The sequence below is a fragment of the Streptomyces sp. NPDC030995 genome (genome assembly GCF_055571215.1).
The window spans coordinates 256,529-274,956 of record NZ_JBVIFS010000006.1; the positions used below are offsets into that span (position 1 = coordinate 256,529).

Sequence of the window (18,428 nt, forward strand, 5' to 3'; positions counted from 1 at the left end):
TCTCCTCACCCCGTGCCGAGGGTGACCGGTCCCCGGAGCACCTTCAGGAAGGTGCTGAAGGTCGAAGGCGTCTGCCGCGGCGGCTCGTCCGGCCGTGCCGGTTCCCGGCACTGGTCGGGTGCCCGGACGAGTTCCCTCAGCTGCACCCTCAGGTCCCGCTTGCTCATGTCGGAGAGGACCCACCCCAGGGGCGCGGCGATGCCGGGGCGGGCGGACGGGGCCGCGAAGAAGCTGCGCACCTGCGGGCACGCGACGCCGTCGACCCGGATCGCCGACGCGGCGGCGGCGATGCCCGGCAGCGCGCCGGTGAACCGGTACAGCCCCAACTGCCCCAGCGTGGACACGCTCAGCGCGGCCTTGGGGGATCTGCTGGCGATCAGCGGGGCGACGACCTCCTGCTGACGTTCGGCGTCGGGCGCCGCGGCCTTGGACTGGTAGTGGTTGTCGAGGACGACGAGGAGCGGGAGGACGTAGCGGCCGTCGGCTCCTGCGCCTGCCCCGTCCCCGGCGGCGACGGCCCGGTTGTGGGCGGCGACGTGTGGTTCGACCGCCTCCCACAGCTCGAGCAGGAGGGCCAGGCCGCTCGACTCGAGGGTTCCGCCGTCGAGGTCGGCCAGCTTCTGCGGATTGCCGTCCGTGACGCAGCGGTGCATGCGTCCGGAGGGCGAGATGTAGGGGAAGCGGGCCGACAGGTGCACCGCCGTGGACAGGCGGAGCCCCTGGTCGAGCCCGTCCTTCCGGCAGTCGCGGTGGTCGGTGTAGGCGGCCGCGTCGATGGCGCCGGCCGCGAACCCGGCCGTGGCGGACTCGCCGCCGCCGGTGCTCACCGGTGGCGTCGTCACTTCCATGCGCCGGCAGTTCAGCATCGGCAGGGCCGCTCCGCCGGGACCGCCCGTCGACCAGACGGACGACACAACGACTCGGCAGCCGGAGTTCACGTCGGTGCCGTTCAGCAGCAGCACCGGGCGCGGGCCGGCATCGGGGCGGGACTGGAGGGAACTCGTGAAGAAGTCGTCCTGGAGGCGCTCGTCCAGGTTCTCCCACGAGCGTTCGAACACGGTGGCGCGGTCGCCCGGCCGCAGGTCTCCCAGACTGTTGATCCCGTGCAGGGCGCGCGGCAGGTCGCGGTAGAACATGGCGGCCAGGTCGGAGGCGAGCGTGTCCTCTCCGGAGAGGCGGGCGGCGAAGTCCCGGCCGGCGCTCGCAGCGGGCTTGCCTTCCCGCGGTCCCAGCCCGTGGCCGACCAGGCCCAGAGAGCCGCCGGACACACCGCTGGCGCCGAAGAGCATCTCCCGGGCGCACGGACGCCCGGTCATCTCGTCCATGGCGGCCCCGGTCCAGTACGCCGCGCGGATTCCGCCGCCCGGCGCGGCGACGAAGACCATCGGCACGGCCGTTGCGGGCTTGAGCGTCTTGTCGGCATCCATGCAGGCCTGCACCGCCGCCCGCCAGGCGCCGAAGGAAGCCTTCGCGTCGAAGGGTTGGGCCGGCGCGGCCGGGGCGGCGCCCGATGCCGACCGCGGCTTGAGCCGCACCTCGTGGTAGCCGCCGGCGGTGTCCAGCTGGGCCTCCAGCACCAGCGCAGCGATGACCAGCAGCCAGACCGGAGTGAGCCGGAAGCGCAGGTAGCGCAGTGCCGGCAGCGGCAGGTGGAACTCGGAGCGCCGTGCCAGCCAGCCCGCGATGAGCGTCACGGTCGTCAGCAGGACGACGAGGACACCGAGGCTGCGCAGTCGCGGCCCCCACACGCCCGGCCAGACGGTCAGGAGGACTCCCAAGACGATCGCCGCGGCCAACAGCACGGCGCCGAGGATCGCCGGCAGCCATGTTGCCGCCTTCGGAACCGCCCCTGGAAGGGCCTCCGCCTCCGGAACCGTCGCAGAACCCGCCTCCGGACCCGTCTCCGCCGCCGGGCCCGGAGCGGCGGGCTCGAGCCACCGGTCCTCGCCCATCCGGACCAGTTCGTTGACCACCGGACCGGTCAATGCCGCAGTGCCCACTCCGATCCAGAACAAGAGCTGCACGTACCCGTAGACCCCGATCTGGTACACCTCACCTGCGCGCTCCGCGATCTCGGGACCGAGCAGGTACGGCCGGGCAAAGGCATGCACGAGCGCCAGGCCGGCGATGACGAGCGGGAGTACGGCCAGCACGCGGCCCATGCTGCGCACCCTTGGCCGGGTTTCGGAGTCCGGAATCCCGGTGGCCTCGCCCGCCGTCCCCGCTCCTCCCTCCGGAAGCGGGAGACTCCAGACGGCGAGCACCAGCATGAGCGCCGGAATCGCGTACACCCCGGGCGTGGCGTGGTCGGTCAGGTGGAGGACGAGGGCCCCCACGAGCAGGGCCGCTCCGACCCCGCACAGTGTCCATGTCAGCCACGGCCTGCTGTCCCGGGTCGTCGGCGCCCCGTCGAGCAGGGCCCAGCGCCCCACGACCCACAGCGCCAGGCAGAATCCGATCAGCGCGACGAAGGGTGGCATCAAGTCGCCGACCAGCTGCCCCCTCGTGTGCCCTGCCCAGGCCCTTTCGATGTCGGGCAGCTGCTCCAGCGGGCCGTCGCCCGGGACGACGACGAGCAGGGTCAGAACGAGGAGGACGCCCAGTTGGTTGCGGTGGCGCGTCCAGACGCGACCCGCTGACAGGGTCCCCTCCCGCCACCTGCCCAGCCAGTCGATCAGGGGGCCGGCGAGCATCCGCGCAAGACCCAGGACCCCGAACAGCGCGGTGAGCGCGAGTGCACCCCACTTGAGCGCCGACAGCCACGCCACCCCATGGGCCAGGGCTGCCGACGGGTCCCCGGAGAGATCGCCCACCAGGAAGAACGTGAGGCCCGTCTCCGCCCAGTCGAACACCAGGGCGGCGATCACGAACCCGTCGAGAAATGCCCGGGGAATCGGCCGGTCGGCCCCGAGGCTCTGCCAGATCTTGCGGATCACCAGGTGGATGAGGAGGAGGTACGCGGGGGTGAAGACGGCGATGTCCAGCGCGAGATACGTTCTGAGCCAGGACAGGTACAGCTCTCGCCGGCCGTCCCCCGCGGGCATCGGTGCGCCGGCTTGCGTCCACACGGTGACTGCGTCGAGGCGCTTCTCGTCCGACCAGGGCGTGAAGCCGGGCCACCCGGAGAGCGCACCGGCCGGGTACGAGGGCTTGTCGGCCACGGTCAGTTCGGCCAGCAGCCGGGAGATCTCGGTCATCACCAGGAATCCCGCGACCGCCAGCGCCCAGAGCCCCATGCTGCACCGGCGGCCCGCCGTAACCAGCTTGTCCCGAAATCCCTCGGTGATGAGCGGCATGACGGCATTATCGACAGCGGCGTGTCCGTCACGTTGAGTGACGCGCCGATCGGTCCGGGTGATGGAGCCCGCCCGGCGGCCTCACTTGATGTCGTGGTCGGGGTGGGCCCGGTCGTACTGCTCCCGGGCGTCCGCGATGGCCCCTCGGTGCGCGAGGGACCAGTCCGCGAGGGCCTTGACCAGGTGCGTCAGGCCGGCGCCGGTCCCGGTCAGCCGGTAGTCCACCTGTGCCGGGACCGTGGGATAGACGGTGCGCAGGACAAGGCCGTCACGTTCGAGCCGGCGGACGGTGAGTGTGAGCATCCGCTGGGAGATGCCGTGCACCGCCCGCTGGAGTCCCTGAACCAGCGCGGCCCGCAGTTCGACGATCCCCTAACCTGCCGGACACCAACAGCTCCCTCAGGACGAGGAGTGCCCGATGACGAGCAACCCCGCCGTACGCCCAGAGATCATCGACTTCTATACCCGCTCCGACGAGGCCGCGCGGCTTCACACCACGGCCACGGGCACCCTGGAACTTGCACGCACGCGCGAGTTACTACGCCGCTACCTTCCGCCTGCTCCGGCCCGCGTCCTCGATGTCGGCGGCGGCCCCGGAACCCACGCGCGATGGCTCGCCGCAGACGGATACACCGTGCACGTCGTGGACCCCGTGCCCAAGCACGTCAGTCAGGCTGGCGTCCTCGACGGAGTGACAGCCGAGCTGGGCGACGCTCGCCGCCTCACTGCAGCAGCTGACACGTACGACGTCGTGCTGCTCCTGGGTCCCCTCTACCACCTCCACGACAAGGCCGACCGGCTCTCCGCACTGACCGAAGCGGCCCGTGTGGTCCGGCCGGGAGGTCTCGTCGCCGCAGCCGCGATCTCCCGCTACTCGCCTCTCCTCGACTACATCGCCACCACCGGCATTACCGAGCCCGCCATCCAGGACGGAGTGCGCAACACCCTCGACCAGGGCCGCTACGCCGGGCAGCGTGGCTTCACCGTCGCCTACTTCCAGACCTCGGCCGAGCTCCGCGAAGAAGTCAGCGAGGCCGGCCTCGCCGACCCGACGATGTACGGCATCGAAGGACCTGGGTGGGTGGCGGTCAAGGCCATCGAGAAGTACGCCGACACCAACCTCTTAGGCACGGCGATGTACGACGCAGCCCTCGCCGCGGCACGCCTCGCGGAACCGCACAGTGCGCTCACCGATGCCTCTGCCCACATTCTTGCCGTCACCCGATCCTGACCGGTCTACGCTGTCTCCTCATGACCGTCTTGATCGTGGGTGGTTCCGGGTTCTTGGGCGCCGAGCTGGTTCGACAGTCGGTAGCGGCTGGGCACACGACGACTGCGACCTACGCGACCAGGCCCGGAACCGCTCGGGCGGTCGCGTGGCACGCCCTCGACCTACGTGATCCCGGGAGAGTGAAAGCGGTCCTGGCCGAGGCCAGGCCTCGTGTCGTCATCAACGCATCGAGCGGTAAGGCGGAGTGGGCGGTCACGGCCGAGGGGCCCGTCCGCCTGGCGCTGGCTGCGGCAAAGTCCGGGAGCCGTCTGATCCACGTCTCCAGCGACGCCGTGTTCTCCGGCAAGACCTGCGTCGCCTACGACGAATCCTGTCTGCCCGATCCCATCACCCCGTACGGGGCCGCGAAGGCCGCGGCGGAGACAGTTCTGCTCGTGCATCCAGACGCCGTGGTGGCCCGAACCTCCCTGATCATCGGCGACGGGCAGTCCGAACACGAGCGTGCCGTTCACGACTTTGCCGCCGGCAACCGCGCCGGCGTCCTGTTCACAGACGACGTCCGGTGCCCAGTACATGTGACCGACTTGGCCGCAGCTCTCATGGAACTCGCGTCGGGAGAAGCAACCGGAATCCACCACCTCGGTGGCAACGATGCCCTGAGCCGTCACGAACTCGGCGTCCTCATCGCCAGGCGCGACGGACTCGACGACTCCCAACTGCCCACAGGTCTGCGGGCCGACAGCGCACTCCCCGGTGCCCTCGACGTCCGCCTCGACAGCCGCGCGACACAGCGCACACTGCGAACCACGCTGCGCGGCGCCCACCAATTCCTCACCTCAGTGACCTAGTGCTTGCTTCCTCAAGTTAGGCGTATATAGCCGCTGTTGGGTGGTGGCAGGTGGTGGGTTGTGTCGGCACTGCTGCGTGCCAGGGTTGTTTCGGGGCCGGAGGAGGAGAGGGTGATCGCCAGGCTGGCGGGCGCCCGGAAGGCACCGGCCGATCTGGTGATGAGGGCACGGATCACCGCTCTGAGCTGGGACGGTCTGCGGGTGGCAGCGATCGCGGCGGAGCTCGGCTGTCATGCCAAGACGGTGCGGTGGCGGCTCCACCGCTTCAACACGCTCGGGCTTGAGGGGCTGGAGGACCGGCCGGTCAGCGGCCGTCCCCGCCGGATCACCGAGGTGGAACGCTCCAAGATCGTAGCGCTGGTCAGACAGACGCCATCGGGCCGTCTGGCCAGGGGTGCGGACGGCGAACTGTCCGCGGACGACGAGGCAGGGGCACCGGATTGGACGCTCGACGCACTGGCCGAGGCCGCCCGGCAGGCCGGGATCGGGGTCGGAAGGTCACAGGTCCGTCGGAGTTTGCTGGCTGAGGGTGTCCGGTGGCGCCATACCCGTTCATGGGTTAGGTCGAAGGACCGTGATTTCGAGAGAAAAGAACGCGGATCATCGGCCTCTATACGACCCGCCCCACGGCGCCACCGTGGTCTGCGCCGACGAGCTCGGGCCGGTGATCCCGCGTTCTTTCCCGCCGGCGCCGGGCTGGTCACCTGAGCACCTCATGCCTGCCGGTCCCTGCCTGCCGTACTCCCGTGTCGCGAGATCGGCTGACGGTGCACATGCTGAAGGTATGACCCAGTTCTCTTGCGATAGCCCTTGCGGTCGGGCCGACAGGGGCTGAGACACGAGGTGCACAGCCATGTCGCGCAGGCATTTGGTGTACGTGCTGCCGGGCATCGGTGGCAGTGTTCTGGAGCGGTCGGAGGCGGGCGGGAAGCCTGCGAGCGTGCTCTGGGATGCGGGGTTCGGTGACATCTCCGGCTTGCTGAGGCGGCCGGATCGGCTGGCACTGGACGAACCGCTGGAAGCAACGGGGCTCGTTCATTCGAAGCGATTGCTGCCGGGGTGGACGGTCATCCAGGGCTACGAGCGTCTGCAGCGGAACCTCGAAGCCCTACCGGATGTGATCTTGGACGAGGGGAATCCGAATTGCCGCAACCCTGCAGCGAACGTGGTGCTGTTCCCGTACGACTTCCGCCGTGGAGTCGCTCATGCAGCGAGTCTGCTGGCCGCCGACGTCCACGAACGATTGGGGGACCTCAGTACCTCCGACCAGTTGGGTCGCGTGGTGGTGCTGGCTCACTCCATGGGTGGGTTGGTCGCCCGGTACTGGCTGGGTCCGCTCGAGGGGTGGCCGCTCTGTCGAGCTCTGGTGACTCTGGGGACACCTCACCGTGGAGCTCCCAAGGCCCTGCAGCTCCTGGCCAACGGCGTTCGGGTGGCCGGGTTCCGACTCAGCGGTGCGAGCGACCTGTTGCAGCAGTGGCCGTCGGTCGCGGAGCTGCTCCCTCGCTACAAGGCGATTTGGGACGCACCTGCGGGCAAGGCCCGCTACCCCCACGAGCTTCCGCTGAAAGGGTTGGGCGCGTCGGCAGCTACGGGCTTCGCGATGCACCGCGAGATCGAAGACGCCTGGACGAGAATGCCACGGACCGGGGCGGAGCCGCAGGTAGTGCCCAGGCTGGGATGGAGCCACGGCACCGCAGGTTCGGCGGTGTGGGACGGACGCGAGTTGGTCATCGGCAAGAGTCTGCCTTCCTGGCTGGACCTGGCTGACTGGGCAGAAGACGAAGGAGATGGAACCGTGCCGGCGATATCGGCGGTGCCGTTGGAGATGAGCGGCCACGACGCGTCCGGCTGGCGTGCGCGCGACCGGCACGGACCACTGGTTTCAGCGGCGTGGGTCCCCGAACTGGTGCAGACCTACGAGATGAGGCAGACGCTCGCACCGGCGCGGGGCGAGGAACGGGAGGCCGCCCTGGGTCTGGACCTGGAGGAGATGCACGAGCAAGGGGCATCCATCCCGCTGCAGGTGCGCGTGTGCGGGAACACCCTGCCCGAGGCGGAACGCGCTGACGTCGCCTCGCTCGTCGTCTGGGCGACATTGCGGCGGGCGGGGGCTTCACCGAAAACAGTTGCCGAAGTACGCCTGGACTGGGATCACGACGGCGACGGGTTCACTACCCAACTGCCTGGCCAGGAGCCCGGGCTGTACGACGTGAAGGTCAGCGCCCGGGCGGTGCCCGGCATCGGGGACTTGTCGGTTTCAGACGCCTTGGCCGTGGTGGAGCCATGAGGTCGTGGCCCCGTTGGTCACTGGAGGGCGAGCCGGCCGCACTGGCGAAGTACGTCCTGCCTGACGGGGTCGCCGCTCTGGTGCATTTGCCCGGACCACCCGCCGAGAGTCGGGTTGCCCAAGCCCATGCCGTGTACGACGCTTTGGCCGGATTGGGCATCACCTATTCCCACGAAGCACCATCGGATGATCAAGGCCGGCAAGTCATCCGTGAACCCGGTGAGGTCCTCTGGTGTCCCAAGCACGCTACGTGCCTGGACCTGGCGCTGGTTCTGTCCGGCGGGTTCCTGCACGCAGGCCTGCACCCACTCATTCTCATCCTCGACCCACCCGATGCCGGCCGCGCCGCCCACGCCCTGCTCGGAGTATGGATCGACAGTCCGGATCCGAACGGCCGACCGTTGCCGGACTCGGATGTGTGGATCACCCGCCCCGACGGCTGGGAAGACCTCATTCAGTCCGACCTCGACGGACCGTCACGCCCGCTGCTGCTCTTGGACCCCGTCGGCATCGCCCGCGCCCTGCCCACGTCACCGATCCTCGGGGCCGGCGTCTCGTTCGATGAAGCCGCCCGAACCGGCGCTGACTACGCCGCCTCCTGGACATGGCGACTGGCTGTCGACATCGGCCGCACCTGGCGCCGGCAGGACGTGCATACGCCCTCTGATCACCCGGAGGGCGACCCTCTGCGAACTCCCTATCTCCAGTGGGATCCACAGGTCCATCGACCGTTGCAGATGCTGCGCGCCGAGTACGCGATCGTGCGCTTCCAGGCCCGCGATGAACTGACAGTCCTGACTGACTGGTGCCGTGACATCGCCACCGGACCCCACACCGGAGTCGCTGTCATCCATGGGGTGGGCGGGGCAGGCAAGACACGTCTTGCCCTCGAACTCGCTCACCGTCTCGCTGTCCGCGACGGCTGGTACACCGGCTACCTTCGTGAGGGCTCCTCCGGACGCGACTGGCTCGGTACGGTCGTGTCCCCGACGCTGGTCGTCCTCGACTACGCGGATGCCCGCACCGGTGATGCCCGAGATCTCCTGGCCATCCTCAAGCGCCGCAGCGAGCGCAGCGCCGCACCTGCCGTCGTCATGATGACCGCACGCTCCACCAGCAGCCAGTGGCTCAGCAGGCTGCGCAAGCTGTGGGAACGCGATGGCCACCTCTGCCGCGAACGCAGCCTTGAACTGCCCTCCGAGCACCCGGAGGGGGCCGCGGTCTTCCGCGGCGCAGTGGAAGCCTTCCACCACGATCCGGACCCCATCGACAGCGAGGCGGCCGAGAACGCACGGCCGGCCGTGTGGACCACGTTGGACTACGTCCTGCTGGCCTTGCTCGCCGCCCGGAGCCCTCATCGCCACCCCACCAACCGAGACGATCTGTACGAGGAAGTCCTCACCCACGAGCGCGACTACTGGGCCCAGACGTACAGGGAGGCCACCAACAACGAACCCGCTCCCCGGGCGGTCCTCGATCGCGCTGTCGTCTCCCTGACTCTGCGGGCGCCCACGACACGCGCCGAAGCACTGGCAGCACTGCGCGCCGTGGAGGAACTTGCGGATGAGCCCAGGTGGCGGGAGTCCATCTGCACCGCGCTGACGGCCTGCCTGCAATCAGGCCCCGGCGAGGCAGTCGTCCTACGTCCCGACCCTGTCGCCGACTACCTGATCCTGCGTACGCTGCGGGACGACCCGGACCTGCTCGGCGGCATTCTGGACGGCCTGGACTCGGACCATCTCTTGACCGCCCTGCGCCAGCTGAACCGCGCAGCAGCGGCCGATACCGGGAGTGTCACGGCCATGGTCTCCGACTGGGTCGGCAAGGGTTCGAACCGTTGGCGGGTCGTCCTGCAGGTCGCGGCCGAACAAGGCGGAGCCGCGTTGAGTGCGCTCGATCACCTCATTGACATCGTTCCCGCGCCGGCCTGGCTCGAAGACCTGTCGCATGCCATCCCCTTCACATCCATTGGTGTGCCCCGACTCGCTCTGCACGCCGACAACCTGCGCCTCGCAGCACTGCCTGCTACCGAAGGCTTCGTGTCGCCCGAGCGCGCCGAGCTGCTCCGACGCATCAGCCTTCGTCATTCGAATGCCGGGGACTTCGCAGCAGCCCTGGGACCCATTACCGAAGCAGTCGAAATCAGCCGCCGGCTCGCCCAGAGCAACCCGAACTACCTCCCCGATCTCGCCACCACCCTCAACGACCTCTCGAACCGCCAGAGCGAGGCCGGCGACTACGTGGCAGCCCTGGCCCCCATGACGGAAGCCGTCGAAATCCGCCTCCGGCTCGCCCAGACCAACCCCGCCACCCACCTCCCCGATCTCGCCACCTCCCTCGACAACCTCTCCACGCAGCAGAGCAACGTCGGGGACCACGAGGCAGCCCTAGCATCCATGGCAGCCGCCGTTTATCACTACGGCCGACTCGCACAGAGTGATCCGACCTACTTCCCCGACCTTGCCGGCGCCTTCAACAACCTCTCCAGCCGCCAGAACGACACCAGGGACCACCAGGCAGCCCTGACATCCATCACCGAAGCCGTCAAAATCAGCCGTGACCTCGCCCGTGCCAACCCCACCGCCCACCGGCCGCTCCTCGCCGCCACCCTGAACAACCTCTCGCTCCAGCAGCGCGAAACCGGAGACGGCGAGGGTGCCCGCGCCTCCGTTGAGGAGGCTCTTGAGATCCGCCGACAGCTCGCCCGAACCAGTCCCGCGACCTACCTCCCCGATCTCGCCAACACTCTCATCAACCTCTCCTCGCAGCAGAGCAACGTCGGAGACCACGAGGCAGCCCTGGCATCCATCGCGGAAGCCGTCGAAATCAGCCGTCAGCTCGCCCAGGCCAGTCCCACCGCCCACCAAGCAGTCCTTGCCTCCTCCCTCAACAACCTCTCCAACGAGCAGAGCAGCGTCGGAAACCACCAGGCAGCCCTGGTATCCATCACGGAGGCCGTAGCAATCGGGCGCGTGCTCGCCCAGACGAACCGCACCACGTACCTCAACAACCTCGCCACCTACCTCGGCAACCTCGCCGAACGCCAATCCGACATGGGACACCCGGAGATGGCGCTGACACCCATCGCGGAAGCCGTCGAGATCCGCCGCCGACTCGCCCGGATCAGCCCGGCCGCCTACCTCCCCAACCTCGCCACCTCGCTCAACAGCCTCTCCTCTCAGCAGAGTAGGAACGGAAACCACGAGGCAGCCCTGATATCCGTCACCGAAGCCGTCGAGATCAGCCGACAGCTGGCACGGACCAGCCCCGCCGCCCATCTCCCCGACCTCGCCGCCATCCTCAACAATCTGTCCAACCAGCAGAACCAGAGCGGAAACCACGGGGAGGCCCTGGCGTCCATCACCGAAGCCGTCGGCTACTACCGCCAGCTGGCAGAGACCAGCCCCGCCGCCTACTTGCCCGGGCTCGCGGGGTCCCTGAACAACCTGGCCAGTCAGCAGAGCGATATCAGAGACATCGGGGCTGCCCTGGCGTCCATCACCGAAGCCGTCAAGTACCACCGACAGCTCGCCCACGCCCACCCCGCCACCCACCTCCCCGACCTCGCCACCTCTCTCATCAACCTCTCGAACCGTCAGAGCGAGACTCGCGACCACGGGGCTGCCGTGGCAACCGTGACGGAAGCCGTCGGCTACTACCGACAGCTCGCCCACGCTCACCCCGCCACCCACCTCTCCGACCTCGCGATGTCCCTCAACAACCTCGCCGTTCAGCAGAGCAACACCGGGGACTTCGAGGCTGCCCTGGCGTCCATCACCGAAGCCGTCGACCACTATCGCCAGCTCGCCCACGCCCACCCCGCCACCCACCTCTCCAACCTCGCGGGCTCCCTCAACAACCTTGCCAACAGCAGAAGCGAGGCCGGCGACCTCAGGGGTGCCCTGGAAGCCATCACCGAAGCCGTCAAGTACCACCGACAGCTCGCCCACGCCCACCCGGCCACCTACCTCGACAGGCTCGCCATGTCCCTCAACATCCTGGCCAGTGTGCAGAGCGACACCGGCGAGGACGAGGCAGCCCTGGTGTCCATCACGGAGGCCGCGGAAATCAGCCGTCAGCTCGCCCGGAGCAGCCCCGCCACCTACCTCGACAGGCTCGCCATGTCCCTCAACAACCTCTCCAATCTTCAGGACAAGATGGGAGACCACGAGGCTGCCCTGGCATCCGTCACCGAGGCGGTCGTGCACTACCGGCAGCTCGCCCAGGCTCACCCCCTCACCTACATGCCCGACCTCGCCGCCGCTCTCAACAACCTGACCGTTCGGCAGAACGACAGCGGGGACGGCGAGGCAGCCATGGCATCCGTCACCGAGGCCGTCGAGCACTACCGCCGGCTCGCGCAGATCAGCCCCACCGCCTACCTCGACAGGCTCGCCAAGACCCTCAGTAACCTGTCCAACCAGCAGAGCGATGCGAGCGTTTCGGCCGCGTTCTGGGAGGAAGCGATCACGGCCGTGGAAGCCGCTCCTCTTGCTCAAGCTGAACTGCGCGCTCACTATGCGATCCACCTGTTCACGCACTCAGGCGCCGGCTCAGCCCTTGAACAGCTTGTCCTGGCGGCATTGCAGGCGAGCACTGGGAAGCCGCATGCTCTGCGACAAGCCCGCCGCCAAATCCGTAGCACGGTGATGAGCCTCGGCCTCGAGGACCCTCGACTCCCTGACTGGGCTACCGAGCCCCTACAGGACACCGTTCTTGAGCTTCTCAACCGATGGTCCCTGAGCCCCGATTGGCCGACCCGCGAGACAATCCTCCGCGCACACGCCGATCAGCTACTTCTGCCCGAGGTCCGCCATCAGCTGGGCCTGGCCACGGAGATCTTCCCGGACAGCCATGCCACCGTTGATCTCGCCACTGTCCTGATCGAGGCAGATGCTCACGGTCTCGATGCCGTCCTGGACAAGAGCCGGCGCGACCACGACAGGCGTCAACTCCTGGAGAGGTGGGTCAACACGCCGACATGGGAGGAGTCCAGGGAATTCCTGAGCAGGCACAGGAGCGATCTGAACACACCCGAGACAGAGGCTCTTCTCGCCGGGGTGGACCAACCCTTCGCCCGTATGCACCTGGCTCTGCTCGGTCTCACCAACCGACTCTCGGACGACGAGGCCTTCGAGGCTGTCACCAATCGGGACAAGGCGAGGGAGCTCGCCTTCAAAGCCATCGAGCATGCCGACCTACCACTGCTGCGTGAAGTCCTGGACGCCCACCCCGACATGGTTACCGGCGTTGCCGGGGCGCTGTTCACTACCGTGACCGCCTGCGCCGACGGGGAAGCCGAGCGTGCCCAGCGGCTGGCACGCGTCATCGTCGACCGCGGAACCGAGCTTCAGCGCCACGCCTACGCGATCCAGCTGAGCGGCCTCGCCCGACAGATGCCCGAGCTGGCCGCCCTCGAAGAACTGGCCGGCCTCATCCATCCCGACGAGACTCCCTAGAAGGGAGCTGTCCGGTCGATCAAGCGCGGATCCAGATGCCGAGCGCCGCTGCGATGAGAGTGGCGGGGAAGCAGGCGCGCCAAGCTCACCACCGACAAGCTCCAGGCTCTGGCCGGCCTCGGACTCGACCGGGCCCGCTACCACGGTGTCCGCACCTGAGGCGCCGCAAGCCGCGGGCAGCTTGAAGGGTTTTCGTACGCGGAGGGTACAAGCGCGCACACAAGGCGATACCTTGGGAGAGTGGATCAAGCACCGCCCAATCCAGAGGCCGCTGAGCGGGTGACGAGTCGAGAGCAGGATGCCACGCCGCTCCTCTTGCTTCTCGATGGGGCATGCGAGCCTGTGTCCGATGCCGAACGAGCCAACCCCGGGCTGGCAACTGCCGTGGGGGTTGTCCGCACTCAAGTACGTCTACAGAAACTGGACTTCTGGCTCCGTAACCCTGACTACCTCGCTGATGAGCTTCTGACGAAGTACGAGGCGAGCAACGAGGCTCGCCTGCTGGAGCTGGCCGGCCTGATTCTGGATTCGGAGGAACCAGAGGTGCGGCGCTACCCCATGCTGCGGCATCATTTCGGGGCCTACGAGCCCTTGGACGACGCCCTCGCTGTGCTGCGGAGTGCTGGTCTGGTAGCTCGTCGCCGACGCGGGACCGTCAGCCGTGTGCGCCAGCACGACTACTTTCTGCTGGAGGCCGGGCGAAGGGTCGTGCGTGAGGTACTTCAGCAGGCCCCCGCTTTCCAGTACTACGTGGACCGGGTGGGGCTAGTGCTGGATCTAGCCGACGGCCGTGGTGGTAGCCAGCTGAAGAAACAACAGTACCTGCACCGCGAGTATGCCGAAGCCGCACGCGGTGATCGGATCGGTTCGGTGAGCGTGCGAGCACGCGCCCGGCTGGAGAAGCTGCGAGGGCAGGCAGGAGACAGGGGGGCGGGAGAGCGTGGCTGACGAGACTGCGCTGGAGGCTCGGATCGCCACGCGCGCGCGGGTGACGGTCGATGAGGTGCGAGCAGTGTTCGAGTCTCAGGGGATTCCGCTGGGCGCGCCTCCCGCGCGACCGCGCCCCCTGCGGATTCACCGGCTGCGTGTGGCAGGGCTACGGACCGGAACCCTTGAACCTGGCCCGTTCGATACCACGTTCAGGTTCGGCGAGGGGCTGACGGCCCTGGTGGCGTCGAACTTGCGCGGTAAGTCCAGTGTGCTGGAGCTGGTGACGTGGTGCTTGAGGGGCACTCCGCGAGAGAAGAGCGGCGCCATTCACTGGCTGCATGAGGTGGACCTCGACGCCACCGTTGCGGGCCAGGCCATGGCCTTCCGACTCAACCTGGACAACGAGGAGGTCACCTCGGCAGTCGCCCTGAGTGGACCCGATCCGGCCGTGCTGGCGGCCCACCGCTCCCCAGACCCAGCACAGGGAGTGCTGCCATTGTTTCGCGCTGCGAGCTCGGAGAGCTATGCCGAGCAGGTGCAGGCGCTGATGATGACGTGGATGGACCTGCATCCTCTGGTCAGTAGCAAGCAGGGGACCTCCGCGGTCGCGCACGGGTGGCCCGCGTACTTCGGAGCCTTGTATCTGCCTGCAGCGCGCTCAGCCGCGCTGCTCGGAGACGTAGTGATGGGCGGCTTGCCGGGCCGCCTCTTGCAGGTGTTCCTGGACCTGCCGGCCGCTGGCGTGCTGACCAAGGTCAAAACCCAGGCGGAGCTTATGGCCACCGCGCGTAAGCGTCGCCAGAGCGCGGCGACAACGGCCCAGGAGGAGCGTTCGGCGCAGCGACGCCAGACCGAGGACGATCTGGCGGCAGCCCGGGCCCGTCTGGCGCAGGTTAAAGGTGGCGTAGCTGGTTTCGACCAGGAGTCGTTGGCTGACCTGGCCGCGGCCACCATGCGTCTGGCGACGGTGGTGGCGGACGGGCAGCAGTCGTGGGATGACCTGATGCAGGTGCACCGGCAGGCCAAGATCCAGCGGCAGCGCGACGAGAAACTGCTGAATGACGTCCGCGAAAGCGCGATCGCACGTCGGCTGTTCCACGGACTTGACCCCACAACGTGCCCGCGTTGCGATCAGGACATCGCCGCGGACCGCCGCCGACTGGAGCGCGAGGCACACAATTGCGCTGTGTGCGCACGGCCCGTCGAGGGCGATGACGAGGCGCCCGAGGATGTCCTGGCCGAGGCCGAGGAGCGTGTCCAGCTCAGCTCGCAGGCCGAGCGGTTGGCGAAAGATGCCTTGGAGCAGGTAGAAGGTGAGCTCGAGCAGCTGTCGCATGACTTGCACATGGCACAGGAGAAGCTGCGGCGGGCGGATGCGGCCGCGCGGGTACCGGAGTACGCCCAAGCTCGGGAAGACGTGTTCCGTCTGGAAGGTGCCCTTAGCGTGCTGCCTGCGCTGCCGGCCGCTCCCGGTGATCCAGCCGAGGAATTGGCGATCAAGGTACTGCGTGCCGGCGTGAAAACTCTGGAGGACGACCACGCGAAGGAAGCGGACAAGCTGTTCGCGGACCTCAACACCGCGATCTCTGACCTCGGACGCAAGTTCGGGTTCGCCGCGCTGGAGTCGGTCAGCATCGACCGTGCAGCGCACCTCAAGGTGATCTCGGACGGCGGGCATGAGCGCAGCTTCACCGACCAGGTCGCCGGTGAAAGGCTGAGACTCCGGATCGCCGTTATCGTGGCGCTCCTACGTGTGGGCGCTGTACACCAGGTGTCTACACACCCGGGCCTGCTGCTGATCGACAGCCCCAAGGCGGAGGAGATCCAGGACGTCGACTTCCACCTCCTACTGGAAGAACTGAACGCCGTGGCGTCGGCGAACCAGTTGCAGGTGCTCGTCACGACGGCCGACTTCGGCTTGGTTCACGATGTTCTGCCGCCCGACGGCATCATCGAGGCGGCAGTCGGCAAGCCCCTCTGGTGATACGAATATGAAGGTGGAAGGAGAGGGGACATGACGCAGCTCGCCGACCGCCTCAGCGACCTCGCCACCACCGGAGGGCAAGCGATCACGTTCCAGGACATCGGGCTGCCCGTGGACGACGTGCGCGACCAAGTGCCGGAAGTTGCAGCCGGGCCGCTCGCTCCCCTCCTGGCCGAGGCGATCGTTCACGCCTACGACGCAGCGGATGCGGCTTGGAACCAGGCCGCATCCGCATTTCCCAAGGGGTTCGCCCAGCAAAGCAGCGTCCTGGCCCTCACTTCCTCGCTGGAGACGCTCCTGGGAAGTGCTGCCACCACCAAGGCGCTTGCCAAGCCTTTGAACGGAGCTCTCCTGGACGGGCTCACCGAGCAGGTAGAAGACGTCCCTCTTCTCGCCGCCGCCCGTCTGGAGTGTGCTGTTCGGCTCGCCGTCTCCGACGCAGTCAAGCCCTACCGGGTATGGGACATCCTCGAGGAATTGCCGGCCGACGGGCCGGAAGACTTCCTTGAGCGTCTCCCCCGCGTCCTGGGGGTAGCCCTGGACTGCTGGTCGCAGCAGGAATCCCGCGTCTCAACCGCTGTGCGGGAGCTGCTCCAGCGCCTGTCCGTCGACGAGTCCGCTGATGTCGACGCGATGTTCGAGCTCGGCTGTGATCGTCTGCGCACTGCGCTGTCCTCGACCGACCTGGCCGACGTAAGCCGACTCGTCGGCGAAGCACGGTCGCTCTTCGCGGCAGCCGAGGCCGCAGAGGAAGCCCGTGATGATGCCGTCGCATACCTGGCCGTCTGCGACTCAATCCTGGGCTTCACCGCGCACAACGCCGAGCAGGTTGCATCGGCTGCCGACCGGATCGAGCAGGCTTTGGAACGCCGCCGAGCCTGGCTGCACGGCACCCACCAGCCCGCGTGGCTCCAGCCGCGCCAGGCCGCCGAGGTCGCCTGGTCGCAGCTGCTAATCCAGCTGCGGGCCGCTGCCGAGCAGTTTGCGGCCGACGTATGGATGGACTCCTGGCGGGCTGTCGAGGCCGTGCTCGCCGCCTACAGAGCCGCCCGCACCATCCAGCCGCTCGGCATCCGCCAGGAGGCCCCGGGGCTGGCCGCGCTAGTCGAGCCGGCCGTCGCCGATGGCTTCCTCCGCAAGGAAGCATTTCTCAGCGCGCTACGGCACGCCGCAGCACACCCCGAGAACTTCCCTGGCCCGGTATTCGACGCCGCCGCCGCGTCCGCCATCCTCGCCCGGATCGATGCTAGGGAATCCCACGAGTCGGCCAGTGGCGACCGAGATGACTCCGACGGCGAGGACCCTGACGCCGCTGCAGGAAGAGAACGACTCGATCGCATCGCACCGACCGTGCTCCGCAAACTTTCTCTCGCTCGCGCGCTACAACTTGCTGAAGACCTCGACGACACCGCTCTCGCCGCCGTCGAAGGCATCGCCTACGACAGCGATGTCGCCCGGCTGCAAGCCACAGACCCAGTCATCGTTCCCCTCCTCGACCGTTTCCTGGCCCAACTGTCGGAACATGAAGCTTTCACCGGGACTGTCCGGCAGACCTTCACCGCTCTGGTCACCCAAACCTTGCTGTTCCTCAAGAGCCGCACCGATTTGGAACGGACCCACCTCATCGGCGCCGGCACTAAGGACGACCCGCCCTTCGACTACCGTCGCAAACCCGAAAAGGGGCACCGTAAGGCCAACGAGGCGGACCTGCAGCGCGACTTCCACCATTGGCTGCTAACAGGCCCGTTGCACGGCATTGTGCAGGTAGAGACGAACAACGCCGGCATGGGCCGTGCCGACGTCTTGGTCCAGTTCTCATCTCTGCGCTACCTGACAGAGATGAAGCAGGATCCCGATGACAACAGCCGCCCTCACATCGAGGGGAAGTACCTCACTCAAGAAGCCGAGTACACCAATACCAACGTCCCCTTCGGCCAGCTCCTCGTCCTCGACCTCACTCCCAAGACAGCTAGCGGCGGCACCCTGCGCGTCGACGAAGTGGCCTGGTTGGCGACGCACCGGCCGCGAGGCGCCTCCACCGACCGGCTCGTCCTCGCTGGCATCGTCACCGGCAACCGCGTCAGGCCGTCCACCTACTCACGCTGACACCGAGGTCACCGTCGACCCGGTCCTCTGACGCGGAGGTGTCGCGGCTTCGTTGAACCGCGCGCCCCCGAGCCGGCACCCGGAGTGTCATGGCTGATTCCTCGGGGGCCGGCCCATTGGTGCCTCAGGGTCGAGGTCAGTTCTCTCCGGCCGCCCGACGCGGCCGTATGCGGCCCGGGGGTAAGGCCGACTTGATCGGCGGTTGAAGACGCGGTCCTGGGTTGGCGCCTCCTCCGCGGGTATCACTCCGTGCAGGAATTCGGAAATCACGGATTCTCGGCATC

General features: G+C 67.9%; 9 protein-coding genes and 1 pseudogene. 8 read left to right on the forward strand and 2 right to left on the reverse strand.

What is annotated here, in order from left to right:
* Nucleotides 1-5: 5 nt before the first annotated feature.
* Nucleotides 6-3,296 (reverse strand): thioesterase domain-containing protein, encoded by a 3,291-nt coding sequence (locus ACZ45T_RS13245; protein ID WP_468440538.1) that lies wholly within the window; start codon nucleotides 3,294-3,296, stop codon nucleotides 6-8.
* A gap of 81 nt (nucleotides 3,297-3,377) precedes the next feature.
* Nucleotides 3,378-3,652 (reverse strand): annotated as a pseudogene (locus tag ACZ45T_RS13250) (winged helix-turn-helix transcriptional regulator); the annotation flags it as partial.
* A 62-nt stretch (nucleotides 3,653-3,714) separates the two neighbouring features.
* Here ACZ45T_RS13250 and ACZ45T_RS13255 point away from each other — a divergent pair.
* From ACZ45T_RS13255 to ACZ45T_RS13290, 8 genes are all read left to right on the forward strand, one after another.
* A complete protein-coding gene (locus ACZ45T_RS13255) occupies nucleotides 3,715-4,527 on the forward strand; it encodes a class I SAM-dependent methyltransferase (RefSeq protein ID WP_468440540.1) in 813 nt (270 codons plus the stop codon).
* A gap of 20 nt (nucleotides 4,528-4,547) precedes the next feature.
* A complete protein-coding gene (locus ACZ45T_RS13260) occupies nucleotides 4,548-5,375 on the forward strand; it encodes an SDR family oxidoreductase (protein WP_468440542.1) in 828 nt (275 codons plus the stop codon).
* A gap of 60 nt (nucleotides 5,376-5,435) precedes the next feature.
* The gene (locus ACZ45T_RS13265) at nucleotides 5,436-6,083 is read left to right on the forward strand and encodes a helix-turn-helix domain-containing protein (protein WP_468440544.1); all 648 of its coding nucleotides are present in this window, start codon (nucleotides 5,436-5,438) and stop codon (nucleotides 6,081-6,083) included.
* A gap of 145 nt (nucleotides 6,084-6,228) precedes the next feature.
* A complete protein-coding gene (locus tag ACZ45T_RS13270) occupies nucleotides 6,229-7,665 on the forward strand; it encodes an esterase/lipase family protein (protein ID WP_468440546.1) in 1,437 nt (478 codons plus the stop codon).
* A gap of 131 nt (nucleotides 7,666-7,796) precedes the next feature.
* Nucleotides 7,797-13,124, forward strand: coding sequence for a tetratricopeptide repeat protein (locus ACZ45T_RS13275; protein ID WP_468440548.1), 5,328 nt, complete (start codon nucleotides 7,797-7,799; stop codon nucleotides 13,122-13,124).
* Nucleotides 13,125-13,364: 240 nt separating this feature from the next.
* Nucleotides 13,365-14,072 carry a hypothetical protein gene (locus ACZ45T_RS13280; RefSeq protein WP_468440550.1) on the forward strand — a complete coding sequence of 236 codons (708 nt, stop codon included), beginning with the start codon at nucleotides 13,365-13,367 and terminating at the stop codon, nucleotides 14,070-14,072.
* Nucleotides 14,065-16,038 (forward strand): tropomyosin, encoded by a 1,974-nt coding sequence (locus ACZ45T_RS13285; protein WP_468440552.1) that lies wholly within the window; start codon nucleotides 14,065-14,067, stop codon nucleotides 16,036-16,038. The genes ACZ45T_RS13280 and ACZ45T_RS13285 overlap by 8 nt, the downstream gene beginning before the upstream one ends.
* A gap of 30 nt (nucleotides 16,039-16,068) precedes the next feature.
* Nucleotides 16,069-18,144: a hypothetical protein gene (locus tag ACZ45T_RS13290; RefSeq protein WP_468440554.1), complete on the forward strand. Its 2,076-nt coding sequence runs from the start codon at nucleotides 16,069-16,071 to the stop codon at nucleotides 18,142-18,144.
* Nucleotides 18,145-18,428: the final 284 nt, after the last annotated feature.

Bases quoted from the DNA above. Each gene is read 5' to 3' on its own strand.
- ACZ45T_RS13245 (WP_468440538.1), bottom strand. From the start codon at position 3,296: ATGCCGCTCATCACCGAGGGATTTCGGGACAAGCTGGTTACGGCGGGC.
- ACZ45T_RS13255 (WP_468440540.1), top strand. From the start codon at position 3,715: ATGACGAGCAACCCCGCCGTACGCCCAGAGATCATCGACTTCTATACC.
- ACZ45T_RS13260 (WP_468440542.1), top strand. From the start codon at position 4,548: ATGACCGTCTTGATCGTGGGTGGTTCCGGGTTCTTGGGCGCCGAGCTG.
- ACZ45T_RS13270 (WP_468440546.1), top strand. From the start codon at position 6,229: ATGTCGCGCAGGCATTTGGTGTACGTGCTGCCGGGCATCGGTGGCAGT.
- ACZ45T_RS13290 (WP_468440554.1), top strand. From the start codon at position 16,069: ATGACGCAGCTCGCCGACCGCCTCAGCGACCTCGCCACCACCGGAGGG.